Genomic DNA, 12,045 nt, shown 5'->3' with positions numbered 1-12,045 from the left:
AAGCAAAAAGCCCGTTCCAGGCCGTTTTTCCGGCTTGAAACGGGCTTTTTTATGACCTTTAACGCTGCTCTCGGCTCAGTTTAGGCAGTGAGCTTACTTTTTCTCCAGCACCGCGAAGTAATTCAGTTCATTGTCTGCAAAGTTAAACACCCGTCCGGAAGGAATCTGGACTATATCACCTACGGTAATGCCCTTATTCTGAAAATCGCTGTAAAGCTCATCAAATTTGTCAGTGAAATACATCAGTGAAGGTGTGCCCAGATTCATGTCCGGATTCATTTGGGCAACGAACGCCTTGTTGTGAAGTATGATACTGGTTGCGGCGCCTTTAGGAGCTACTTCAATCCATCTCACCGGACCATCAGTTTCATCCGCGAGCACCTCAAACCCCAGCTTTTCTGTCCAAAAGTCTTTGGATGCGTCCTGGTCATTCACATACAGCATAACTTGGCCGATTTGGTTAATCATAATTTGAACACTCCTTAGGTGAAATGTTTGTTTGGGACAAGCCCGGAGCCTGCTTTGTTATCATCGCCTCAAATCAGAATAAATACAAGTCCTGCTGCCGTATTACAGCAGAGACTTTTAAGATTCAGGACATATGTCCTTCCCCAATCCGGCAAACTGGATTTTAATTAGATCAGAGCAGATCGTATAGAGGAGAGAGAGAGATGAAAGGAATTATTTTTGCATTTTTGGGCGGGGCCTGTATTACGCTTCAAGGGGTGGCTAATGCGCGGATCAGCCAGGATATCGGAACGTGGCAGGCAGCGACGATCACCCAGTTCACCGGGTTCGTTATGGCACTGGCTATTGCGCTGTTCGTCCGGGACGGCAAGAAGCATGGTTTCCGGAAGAGCAATCCGTTATATCTGATAGGCGGCGGTTTTGCCGCGTTCGTAATTTTCAGTGAGGTTACTGCAATTCAGAGCATTGGTGTTACCTTTACCATCTCTGCTCTGCTGATTGCCCAGCTATGCCTGACCTTCATTATCGACAGCAAGGGCTGGTTCGGGGTTGCCAAGCAGAAGATGAAGCTGCCGCAGTTCATCGGCATCGCGATGATGATTCTGGGTGTGGTTGTACTGAAGTTCTGACGGCTTAGGTGAAGCGGAGGTGAGCTTGTACCATGAAGGAAATTTTAGATGCCGGCTTATTACAAGCGTATCTGCTGAAGCAGCAGCTGGCCGGGATTTTCGCAGAACGGTTATTGCCGCTGTTGACGCTGCAAAGCTACGAGCCGGGCGAGACTGTCTGTTCCAAAGGAGATCCGTCAAGCACGCTCTACGTGCTGGTCAAAGGGAAGCTTAAGATCTACACCACCTCGGCAGAGGGGCGGACATTGATTATTTCGTTCAAGACCCCGCTGGAGCTGATCGGTGATGTTGAATATATTCAAAAGACGGAATTGCTGAATACGGTTGAAGCTGTCTCCCCCGTGCACATGATTGCGATCCCGTACCGTTGGCTGGACCAGTATGCGAAGGATCACCCGCCGCTCCTGCATTTTCTGCTGGAGATTATTACTGAGAAATTCTACCGCAAATCCAACTTTCTTAGCCTGAACCTGATGCATCCGGTGGATGTGCGGCTCGCCAGCTATTTGCTGTCTATCTCGTATGATGAATCTGATCCGCAGTTCACAGGGCAGCTGAATACAATCAATCTGGTGGATACCGCTAATTTCATCGGCACCAGCTACAGGCATTTGAACAGGGTTCTCCGGAGATTCTCCCAGGAAGGCCTGACTGAACGGCGCCCGGGGGCGATTCTGGTCAAGGACCGGCAGGGATTGTCGGCGCTGGCAAGCCGGAATATCTACGAATGACATGCGCTGTAATTGAACAATTACCAAACTTACACACAAGGGAGCAACACATATGTTAGCAGGAATACTACTCTCGCTGATCGCCGGTGCGCTGGTCAGTCTGCAGAATATTTTTAACGCCAAGGTCAATGAACACACAGGCTCCTGGTCAACAACAACGCTGGTGCTCGGCACAGGCTTCGCGGCATCCCTGATCATGGGGCTGATTATGGAAGGGAAGAACATGTTCACGCTGCAGCATATGCAGCCCTGGTACTGGTTCAGCGGAATGATCGGGGTGGGGGTTGTCATCTGCCTGGTGCAGGCCACCAGAATTCTCGGCGCCACCTATGCAATCTCGATTGTTCTGACCGCCCAGCTCGGCTTCGCTTTGCTCTGGGATTCGCTCGGATGGCTGGGCCTTGAGAAGGTTCCGTTCTCGTTCAACCAGCTGATCGGCGTGCTCATTATCGTCGGGGGCATCCTGGTGTTCAAATTAGGCGGCAGCAGTAAAGCTGATGCCAAGGAAGCGTCCGGCGCGGTCAAGCAGCGCAGTGCGCTTCATATCGATTAATGGAAGAGGCGTGCACCGCGGAATAGCGGATTGCACGTTTTTTTGATTGTACCCAAGTCCAACACGAACACCTTTTGTCGGAAGCTTCGGGTACTACGGACACCACAGCCGTTGTTTAGACATTTTCGGCCTATTTGGCGGGTTTACGGACATGACAGACCTTATTCGCCGCTTTTCACGTGATATCTACACTTTACTGACGAAATAACGACGCTGATGTCCGTAAGGCTAGCATTCAGGCACCTTTCCACATTTTAACGTCTCTCCAGTCCGTAACGCTATACTATGTACTTGAAGACCTGGCCTGACTGGCTGCATGCTTAATAGCAGCCAGCTGTCCGGGCGGTTTCGCCCATTGCCGGGCCATTGCACGCACAACAAGCAGGCCGTAATCCGACCTGCTCCCAAACCATTCGGACCTTATCCCCGCCGGGCAGAAGCTGCTGTGCTAGGGCTGCGGCCTGCCAGTGCGCTGCGCCACTTCGTATAGGTCTCCCAAGCCTGGCCGTTATCCAGCAGATGCTTGCAGGTATAGACGCCTTCCTCGATGGAGTTAACCCGGCCGGCCGTATGCAGCCGGGCTGCGCCGTTCAGCAGCGTCTGGTTATAGAAGGCCAGATGGCCGCCGCCCTGCAGTACTTCCACTGCGGTACGCAGCTGCCTCCCTGCAGTCCATTCAACCTCGGGAACAGGCACCTCCAGTCCAAGCGACTCCGGATCAATAAGGTCGAGCTCAGCCGAGCCGTCCTGAATGCGGTATACGCGGTTCGGGCGGTTAATATACAGATCCTCCGAGCCTTCCATGCCCTGGACGACCAGGCCGCGCTGATAGCCGAGCTTCACAATCAGCCGGGAAATACGGTCGAATACCGTATTGTGGAATATTCCGAATACAATATAAGGTGAACAGGCGTAATCAATCAGCTTCTCCGCTGTATTGAATATTGTACGCACTCCGATATCTTCACGCAGTCCGCGCAGCGCTCCCAGAGGCGGGCACCACTGTTCAGATTTCGCGAACAGCACACCGCTCGTAGCAGCAGCTTCAATTGCATTATCGCGGCTTAACCCGGCAATATCAATTCCGGCTTCGCGGATAATATCCTGCAGCGTAATCCCCCGTTTCGGCGGCAGAGACGGGGAGCCGTGCAGCGTGACCGGCAGACCGGCAGCGGATAGAAGGAAAGCCACCGGAAACGTGGCAATGAACGAATGCAGCCTGCCGTCATATGGTCCGGCACAATCAATCCCCTGCTGCACAGGCTCCCGCAGGGCATACTTGCGGCAGACCGCCACGAATGCCTCGAGCTCCTCCAGACTTTCCAGCTTCATCCGTTCCGCGATCAGGAAAGCGCCGATCTGGACTGGGGAGGCAGTCTGACCGAGAATGGCCTCAGCTGCATACTCGGCCTGCCCGTAGCTTAAATCCGTCGAGCCGCGTTTGCCGCGGGCCACTTCTTTTAGAATATTAATCATATGGGTTCTCCTTAGTGTTGGTCCTGAAGCAGCTGATACACTTTGACAATCGAGGTAGCGACATCCACCATCCGTTTACGTTCATTCATCGCCTGCTTGCGCAGCAGATCGTAAGCTTCTGATTCGCTGATGTTCTTGGCTTTGGACAGAATGCCCTTGGCCATATCGATCCACTTGCGTTCTTCAATCCGGGACAGCAGCTGTTCCCGTTCCTTCAGCCATTGTTGGCGCTCGAAGCTTTGCCTGGAGCTGAAATGGAGAATCCAGTGAAGCTCCCGGGCCTGCATCGCCGGGGATAGGATTCCGTCGACCATAATATCGTCACCGCAGGCAGAGACGGATAAGGTAGCGGTCCGCGCGGTGCACCACCAGAGAACCGGTGCAATCTTTTGCTGAACCAGTACAGCTCTCCATTCGTTGATTTCGGTAACCGGCAGATGAAGAATGAAGGCATCGGCATCGCCGGCCAGGGAAACAGCCTGCTGCTCCGTTGCAGCGGAATATATCACATAACCGCAGGAGCTCAAAAGACTGTCGGGAGTTGGAGAGGAGCGTGCTTCTGCGGAGTTCTCTGTTCTGTCAGGATCAATCACGAGCAGGGAATGCATAGGTTGATGACGCTCCTTTATTATTGATTATGTAATATTATATAACACGAATTACGTAATTTTGTCGATGAATTAAAATAATAAAATTTAATATGTCATAATTATTGACGTAGTGCAGATGGCTGTAGTATAGTCGGTGTAACAAATTTATCAATTCTGCGGATACAACGATGTATCCGGCTGAAGCGGCAATGGCGCCTGCTTTCACTTATCTCGCAACGGGAAATGTATGTTTTCCGGGCGGAGTGGAGCGGGCTATTTCTGTTGTTTACCTGGAGAGGAGAGAGATCCATGACAGCTTTACGCAAACAACTGGTTCTGGTCGGCAACGGGATGGCGGGGGTGCGGGCGCTTGAGCATCTGCTCAAATTGGCACCGGAGGCTTATGAAATTACGATTTTTGGAGCAGAGCCGTATCCGAACTACAACCGGATCATGTTATCCTCTGTTCTGGCAGGCGGTACAAGTCTGGATGAGATCGTCATTAACGATCTGGAATGGTACAGAAGCTTCAATATTAAGCTGTATACGGGACACACTGTAACCGCAATTGATACTAAAGAACGCAAAGTCCATACGGACAAAGGCATCACTGCCCATTATGATGAGCTGATTCTGGCAACCGGGTCCAATCCCTTCATGCTGCCGCTTCCCGGAGCGGAGAAGGAGGGGGTAATCGCCTTCCGTGATATCAAGGATACCCAAATCATGCAGGAGGTGTCGCAAAAATACAGCAAAGCAGTAGTCATAGGCGGCGGCCTGCTCGGACTGGAGGCGGCAAGAGGGCTGCTGCATCTGGGCATGGAGGTATCGGTGGTCCATATCCATGATTATATTATGGAGCGTCAGCTGGACGAGGCGGCTGCCGTCATGCTGCGCAAGGAGCTGGAAGCCCAGGGGATGAAATTCCTGCTGAAGAAGCAGTCGGAAGCGATTCTTGGTAAAAAAAGAGTCAAAGGCCTGCTGTTCGCTGACGGTGAGACGGCTGAAGCGGATCTGATCGTCATGGCTGTAGGCATCAAGCCGAATGTGGAGCTGGCCCGGACCAGCGGAATTGCGGTCAACCGGGGAATTCTTGTGAATGATTATATGGAGACTAATCTGCCCGGCATCTATGCCGTCGGCGAGTGCGCGGAGCACCGGGGCATTGCTTATGGACTGGTGGCTCCGCTATATGAACAGGGGGCTGTACTCGCGAAAAGACTGGCAGGTGTCCCTACGGAAGGCTATGCTGGCTCAGTTACCTCAACCAAGCTGAAAGTATCCGGTGTCGATGTGTTCTCGGCCGGACAGTTTACCGAGATGGACGGCACCAAGTCATTACGCTACCAGGATGAGACAGAAGGTGTGTACAAGAAGCTGGTGATCAGGGATGAGAAGCTGGTTGGTGCTGTGCTTTTCGGAGATACCAGTGATGGTGCGGAGTTATTCTCCCTAATTAAGAAGGGCGAGAATATTAAGGGCAGAGAGAAGGAGCTGCTGCTCGGGATCTCCCCGGATGCGCTGGCGTCACCCAAGGGGAACCGGCTGGAAGGAATGCCGGATGATGAAATTATCTGCGGCTGCAACGGAGTGACCAAGGGGACAATTGCCGAGGCGATTACCTCCGGCGGCTGCACCAGTGTGGGACAGATCAAAGCCTGCACCAAAGCTTCCGCTTCCTGCGGCGGCTGTAAACCGCTGGTGGAAGGACTGCTTCAGCTGTACGCCGGTGAGGCTGCCGTGACAGTCAAGGAGGGGATCTGCGGCTGTACCACACTTGGACGGGATGAGATCGTAGCCGAAATCAAGCGGATGAAGCTGATGACTGTCAAGGAAGTCATGAATGTGCTGAACTGGAGTCATGAAGAAGGCTGTGCCAAATGCCGCCCTTCACTGAACTACTATCTGGGCATGCTCTGGCCTGCGGAATATGTGGATGAGAATGAATCCAGATTCACCAATGAGCGCTATCATGCCAATATCCAGAAGGACGGAACGTACTCTGTGGTACCGCGGATCTACGGAGGCGTTACCTCCCCGGCCGAACTGATCAAGATTGCCGAGGTTGCCGTGAAGTTCGATGTTCCGCTGGTCAAATTCACAGGCGGGCAGCGGCTTGATCTGCTGGGCGTGAAGAAAGAAGACCTGCCGAAGATGTGGGAGGAGCTGGATATGCCCTCCGGCCATGCCTACGGCAAAACGCTCCGCACGGTGAAGACCTGCGTCGGCTCCACCTATTGCCGTTTCGGCACACAGGATGCGATCGGTATGGGAATCCGGCTGGAGCAGGCTTTTGAACGGCTGAATGCCCCGGGTAAAGTGAAGCTGGCCGTATCCGGCTGTCCGCGCAACTGCGCTGAAGCGACGATCAAGGACTTTGGTGTGGTCGCCATTGACGGCGGCTGGGAGCTGCATATCGGCGGCAACGGCGGGATTAATGTCCGGGCGACGGATCTGCTGTGCGTAGTGAAGACGGATGATGAAGTCATGGAATGGGCCAGTGCATTCCTGCAATATTACCGGGAGAATGCCGGCTGGAATGAACGTACCGCCCAGTGGGTGGAACGTGTCGGCCTTGACAGTATCAAGCAGGCGCTGGAGTCCCGTGAGGAACGTCTGGCCTTGCAGGAGCGGATCCGCCATACACTCAGTCTCACGACCGATCCGTGGAAGCAAATCGTGAATACACCGGAGCTGCGCAAAAATTTCGAGCCGATTCTCTCGCCGGAGACAGTCTAAGGGGGCCTCAAGATGACAATGACCAAAATGCTCATCGGAAATGTGAAGGATATCGATATCAAAGGATCACGCAAGCTGCGGGTGGGTCAGACCGAAATAGCCTTATTCCGGTTAAGCAGCGGTGAAGTGCGTGCGGTGGAGAATAGATGTCCGCATAAAGGCGGAGCTTTGTCTGAAGGCATGGTCTGCGGCTCGAGTATTCATTGTCCGCTTCATGACTGGCGCATAGATCTCCATAGCGGCACTGTTCTGGCACCTGATACTGGACATGTAACTACCTATGAGGTGGAGGTTGATCCGGCCACAGGCAGCTTGTATTTAACGATCTAAATCATCCGGCTGGAAAAGGGGGATTCATAATGGACTACGTGAAACCAAGTGAAGTGCTGTCTTCCATGATTGAAGCAGGTACAACGAAAGCGGAGCTCAGCATTATGCAGCTTATTGTCCGCGGCGGCCTTGGCGGGGCCATTCTGGCCTGTGCCACAACTTTGGCTTTTACAGCAACTGCCCAGACGTCAATCCCGATGGCAGGGGCGATTCTTTTTCCGGTAGGGTTTGTAATGATTATTCTCCTGGGGCTTGAGCTTGTTACCGGCAGCTTTGCGCTGGTTCCGCTGGCTGTACTTGAGAAGAAAACTACTGCAGCACGGATGATGGGTAATTTCTTCTGGGTCATCATCGGGCATCTAATCGGCTGTGCAATCTATGCCGTCTTGTACGGACTAACGATTACGAAGATGGGAACAGATATGTCGAATCCGCTGATTCAGACACTGATCACGGCGAGTGAAGCGAAGACAACGGCTTATAAGCATATGGGTGCTGAAGGGATGGCGCTTGTGTTCATCAAGGCGGTGCTCTGCAACTGGATGGTTACACTGGGTGCAGTAATGGCGCTGACCTCCAAATCCACCTCCGGTAAAATCCTGGCCATGTGGCTGCCGATCCTGACCTTCTTCGGACAGGGCTTCGAGCATACCGTAGTCAACTTCTTCGTCATCCCTGCGGGAATGATGCTTGGTGCGGAGGTTAGCTTCAGCGACTGGTGGATCTGGAACGGTGTACCGGTTCTGCTCGGTAACTTTATCGGAGGGGTGCTGTTCACTGGCATTCTGCTGTATCTGTCGCAAAAAAACTTCAAGACCGGCGCTGCTTCAGCGGCAGATCCGGCACCGGGACGCGGAGAACCGGTAATCCCAGGCGCGGCTGCCTTGGAGAAAAGCCTATGAAGCAGGGGAGCATTTCCATCGTTGGTGCTGGTCCGGGTGATCCCGAGCTGATTACGGTTAAGGCACTGCGGCGCATACAGTGTGCAGATGTGATTCTGTATGACCGCCTGGTGAATGATGAGCTGCTGGCCTATGCAACAAGCGGTTGCCTCCGTATCTACTGCGGCAAGGCGCCGGGACAGCATTCCATGCCGCAGGAAGCAACTGAGCAGCTGATGCTCCAGTATGCTGCCGCAGGCTGCCATGTGGTCCGCCTGAAGGGCGGCGACCCGTTCGTGTTCGGGCGGGGCGGAGAAGAGGCGCTGGCTGCAGCTGCTGCTGGCATTCCTTATGAAGTTATCCCCGGGATTACTTCAGCCATAGGTGCAGCCGCGTCAGCCGGCATTCCGCTGACGCACCGCGGACTTGCCGCTTCCTTCGCCGTCGTGACCGGGAGCCGTTGCCACGGTGAGGGTTCACCGGTACGCTGGGATGCCCTTGCGCATGGTGTTGACACCCTTGTGATCTACATGGGAGTCAGCGGACTGGGTGAAATCTGCGGGCAGCTGTTGAAGTACGGCAAGGATCCGCAGACGCCTGCCGCACTGATCGAGAACGGGACAACAGTGCGGGAGCGGACAGTGACCGGTACGCTTGGCACGATTGACAAGCTGGCTGCCGCAATGAAGATCAGCAATCCGGCCCTGATCGTCATCGGCGAGGTGGTCAAGGTTAGAGAAGAGCTGCTCAGCCTGGAGCAAATGATCCGTTCGCAGATAGGCTGAAGAACAAGATTAGCAGGCGTTAACATTACCGGCTCTTCTCCGGTATTTGTTAACGCCTGCTTTGAATGTGTTATAGTAATGTCAGACATAAATTGTGACTTGAAGGAGAGGAATGCGGAATGCAGATACAACTTAACCCGCTCACCACCGAGCGGCTCACGGAGAGTCTGGCCGGAAAGCCAGGCCAATTCAAAATGTTCTATGACACCGAGGACTGCGGCTGCAACGGCGTACTCGTTATCCGGATTGTAAGTGAACCCTTGCCGACGGATATTGTTTTTCAAACCGAACCCTTCACATTCATCTGTGACCGCCAGCAGGAATCGCTGTTCGATGAGAACATGAAGCTTGAGGCGGAAGCGGGGTATCCCGCTTATAAGCTGACGAGCGACTCCACCTTGTTCGGCTCGAATATCCGTGTTGATGACCGAAGATAAGCATGCATGCAAAGTACCTGAGTAATTATCGCAGCTGGAGCCCCACTTTGTGGGGATTTTTTAGTATGCTGTCCAGCCGCCATCGGCAGTCACAATTGCTCCATTAATGAAGCTGGCTTCATCTGAGGCAAGGAATAAGGCAAGCTGTGCGATTTCCCCGGGCTTACCCATACGCGGATTAAGGGCCATTCCCGGCTGGGTGCGGCCCATCCCGAATTCGTTGATATGCGTCATCGTAGAACCGATATTGGTCTCCACACCGCCTGGTGCAATGGCATTGCAGCGGATGCCCGCCTGGGCATACATGAATCCGGTATTCCGGGTAAATCCGGTAACCGCATGCTTGGAAGCCGTATAAGCTGCACCTGCCCGGGCACCATACAGTCCGCCTACAGAGGCAACATTGAGGATTACACCCTGCTTTTTGGCCAGGAAAATAGGGAGAACCTTACGTGTTGCCCGCATCACGGAGGTTGTATTCACTGCAAATATACGGTTCCAGCTCTCGTCATCGATATCACCTGCCGGTTCAAAATTATCCATGATTCCGGCATTGTTTACAAGGATATCGACGGTGCCGTAAGCCGACACAGCGGTATCGATCATGTTACTAATATCGGCTTCTTCAGCAACATTTGCTTTCACTGCGGTTGCTTCTCCGCCGCTGTTTCTGATCTCTTTGGCTACTGCCTCCGCAGCCTCCTCATGAATATCCGCTACGATCACCTTAGCTCCTTCTTTGGCATAGAGCAGTGCAATCGCTTTGCCCATCCCAGATGCGGCTCCGGTAACTACGGCCACTTTATTCTGAATTCTCACATGAACGCCTCCTGATTTAAGGTTCAAACTCTGACTGGTCTAGTATCATTGGATTTCTGAGGAATTATGCGTATGGTTGACGCTCTGCCGCACAGAAGTTTAACATAGAAGACATATTAACAAGCAGAGGATGGCGTACATGATAACAATCGGTCTGGATATCGGAACAACTACTATCTCCGGGTTGCTCTACGATCTGGATACCCGGACTATCCTGCATTCCATTACGCAACAGCAGGCAAGTACTCCTTCTAGCAGGACGGAGGTCTGGGAGCGTCTGCAGGAGCCGGAACTTATGCTGCGGCAGGCAGAAGCTATTCTTGGCAGTTTACTGTCGCTTGCACCGGATGCTGCAGGAATCGGCATCAGCGGACAGATGCATGGAATTGTATATATTGACCAGACGGGCAATGCGTGCAGTCCGCTGTATACCTGGCAGGATGGCAGAGGGGCTCTGCCCTATGAAGGAGATTACAGCTTCACTTATGCAGAGCAGATCAGCAGACTGACCGGCTATAGCATTGCTCCCGGTTACGGGCTGGCGACTCACTATTACAACCAGTGCTGTGGACTGGTGCCGCCGGAAGCGGCCAGCTTCTGTACGATTGCTGATTATATAGCGGTGAAGCTGGCAGGCATTCCTGTGCCGCTGATGGATGCCACACAGTCAGCCGGGATCGGCGGTTTCAGCCATGATAAGGGGGATTTCGACCGGATAGCGCTTGAACAGGCAGGTATTGATGTAGCACTGCTGCCCCGGGTTGTCCCTTCGGGGACGGCACTCGGAGTTACAACGCAGGGAATTCCTGTGTACCCTTCACTTGGGGACAATCAGGCCAGCTTCACCGGCAGTGTCCCGCAGCCGGAGACTTCCGTGCTGATTAATATCGGCACAGGCAGCCAGCTGTCGGCGTGGCTGCCTGAATACAGCTCAGCTCCCTCTTCAATGGAGGTACGTCCTTACCCGGGCGGCGGTGTGCTGCTGGTTGGTGCGGCGCTTAGCGGAGGGAAATCTTACGCGCTGCTTGAGGTCTTTTACCGCAATCTCATATCAGCGTATACCGGTCATGATCCCGGTGAAATGTATCCGCTGATGAAGACATTGCTGGACAGGCAGCCTGCAATAGATGGTTTAAGTGTGATCACGCAGTTTCTGGGAACCAGAACGGACCCGGGGCAGCGCGGGAGCATAACGGGGATCTCGCTGGACAACTTCACTCCAGCCGGTCTGACCCATGCCTTTCTTCAAGGAATGGTAGATGAGCTGCACGGATTTCTGGCTGTGCTGGAGAAGCAGACAACCAGGCCGTTTTCACGGCTTATAGGTTCCGGTAATGCTCTCCGTAATAATCCGGCACTCTGTGCCAAGGCGGAGGCAACATTCGGATTACCGCTGCTGCTTGCACCCGCAGTGGAGGGAGCCGCAGCGGGAGCTGCACTATATGCCGCTGTCGGCAGCGGAGGCATCCCCAGCTTCCGGGAGGCGGGAAGTTTTCTGCAAGGCAGCTGCAAATGAGATATAATTAATTGACAAAATAAATTATTTATGCTATAATTTACATATTAATAGTTTCTGTATATAATAAGGTTCTCCCGGCCGGGGGAAC

General features: G+C 53.3%; 13 protein-coding genes. 9 read left to right on the top strand and 4 right to left on the bottom strand.

What is annotated here, in order from left to right; genetic code table 11:
• Positions 1-93: 93 nt before the first annotated feature.
• The gene (locus tag LOS79_RS08910; RefSeq protein ID WP_315418324.1) at positions 94-468 is read right to left on the bottom strand and encodes a VOC family protein; all 375 of its coding nucleotides are present in this window, start codon (positions 466-468) and stop codon (positions 94-96) included.
• Positions 469-671: 203 nt separating this feature from the next.
• Between LOS79_RS08910 and LOS79_RS08905 the strand changes: the two genes are divergently transcribed.
• From LOS79_RS08905 to LOS79_RS08895, 3 genes are read left to right on the top strand one after another with little or no spacing between them, the layout of a single operon-like run.
• Complete coding sequence (locus LOS79_RS08905) at positions 672-1,097, top strand: DMT family transporter (protein ID WP_315418321.1); 426 nt, start codon at positions 672-674, stop codon at positions 1,095-1,097.
• Positions 1,098-1,129: 32 nt separating this feature from the next.
• The gene (locus tag LOS79_RS08900) at positions 1,130-1,828 is read left to right on the top strand and encodes a Crp/Fnr family transcriptional regulator (protein WP_315418319.1); all 699 of its coding nucleotides are present in this window, start codon (positions 1,130-1,132) and stop codon (positions 1,826-1,828) included.
• A 52-nt stretch (positions 1,829-1,880) separates the two neighbouring features.
• Entirely contained in the window at positions 1,881-2,381 is a 501-nt protein-coding gene (locus LOS79_RS08895) for a DMT family transporter (RefSeq protein ID WP_315418317.1), read from the top strand.
• Between the two features lie 420 nt (positions 2,382-2,801).
• Here LOS79_RS08895 and LOS79_RS08890 read toward each other — a convergent pair whose 3' ends face one another.
• Together LOS79_RS08890 and LOS79_RS08885 are read right to left on the bottom strand one after the other, a co-directional pair.
• Positions 2,802-3,857, bottom strand: a complete 1,056-nt coding sequence (locus tag LOS79_RS08890) for an anthranilate phosphoribosyltransferase (protein ID WP_315418315.1) — start codon at positions 3,855-3,857, stop codon at positions 2,802-2,804.
• An 11-nt stretch (positions 3,858-3,868) separates the two neighbouring features.
• Positions 3,869-4,465 (bottom strand): ANTAR domain-containing response regulator, encoded by a 597-nt coding sequence (locus LOS79_RS08885; protein ID WP_315418313.1) that lies wholly within the window; start codon positions 4,463-4,465, stop codon positions 3,869-3,871.
• A 291-nt stretch (positions 4,466-4,756) separates the two neighbouring features.
• Between LOS79_RS08885 and nirB the strand changes: the two genes are divergently transcribed.
• From nirB to LOS79_RS08860, 5 genes are all read left to right on the top strand, one after another.
• Positions 4,757-7,186 (top strand): nitrite reductase large subunit NirB, encoded by a 2,430-nt coding sequence (nirB, locus tag LOS79_RS08880; protein WP_315418311.1) that lies wholly within the window; start codon positions 4,757-4,759, stop codon positions 7,184-7,186.
• A gap of 18 nt (positions 7,187-7,204) precedes the next feature.
• On the top strand, positions 7,205-7,516 hold the full coding sequence (gene nirD, locus LOS79_RS08875) for a nitrite reductase small subunit NirD (RefSeq protein ID WP_315422090.1): 312 nt from the start codon (positions 7,205-7,207) through the stop codon (positions 7,514-7,516).
• A 29-nt stretch (positions 7,517-7,545) separates the two neighbouring features.
• Positions 7,546-8,418, top strand: coding sequence for a formate/nitrite transporter family protein (locus LOS79_RS08870; protein WP_315418308.1), 873 nt, complete (start codon positions 7,546-7,548; stop codon positions 8,416-8,418).
• A complete protein-coding gene (gene cobA / locus LOS79_RS08865) occupies positions 8,415-9,182 on the top strand; it encodes a uroporphyrinogen-III C-methyltransferase (RefSeq protein WP_315418305.1) in 768 nt (255 codons plus the stop codon). Before LOS79_RS08870 ends, cobA begins: the two co-directional genes overlap by 4 nt.
• A gap of 119 nt (positions 9,183-9,301) precedes the next feature.
• Positions 9,302-9,619 (top strand): iron-sulfur cluster biosynthesis family protein, encoded by a 318-nt coding sequence (locus LOS79_RS08860; protein WP_315418302.1) that lies wholly within the window; start codon positions 9,302-9,304, stop codon positions 9,617-9,619.
• Between the two features lie 60 nt (positions 9,620-9,679).
• On the opposite strand, the gene LOS79_RS08855 is transcribed toward LOS79_RS08860, so the two are convergent.
• On the bottom strand, positions 9,680-10,438 hold the full coding sequence (locus LOS79_RS08855) for an SDR family oxidoreductase (protein ID WP_315418299.1): 759 nt from the start codon (positions 10,436-10,438) through the stop codon (positions 9,680-9,682).
• Positions 10,439-10,577: 139 nt separating this feature from the next.
• Between LOS79_RS08855 and LOS79_RS08850 the strand changes: the two genes are divergently transcribed.
• Complete coding sequence (locus tag LOS79_RS08850; protein ID WP_315418297.1) at positions 10,578-11,954, top strand: sedoheptulokinase; 1,377 nt, start codon at positions 10,578-10,580, stop codon at positions 11,952-11,954.
• The last annotated feature ends 91 nt before the right edge of the window (positions 11,955-12,045 follow it).

The sequence above is a fragment of the Paenibacillus sp. MMS20-IR301 genome (assembly GCF_032302195.1).
Lineage (GTDB): Bacteria > Bacillota > Bacilli > Paenibacillales > Paenibacillaceae > Paenibacillus_AQ.
The sequence above is the reverse complement of the archived record's forward strand: the minus strand, read 5'-3'. Positions and strand labels throughout refer to the sequence as shown.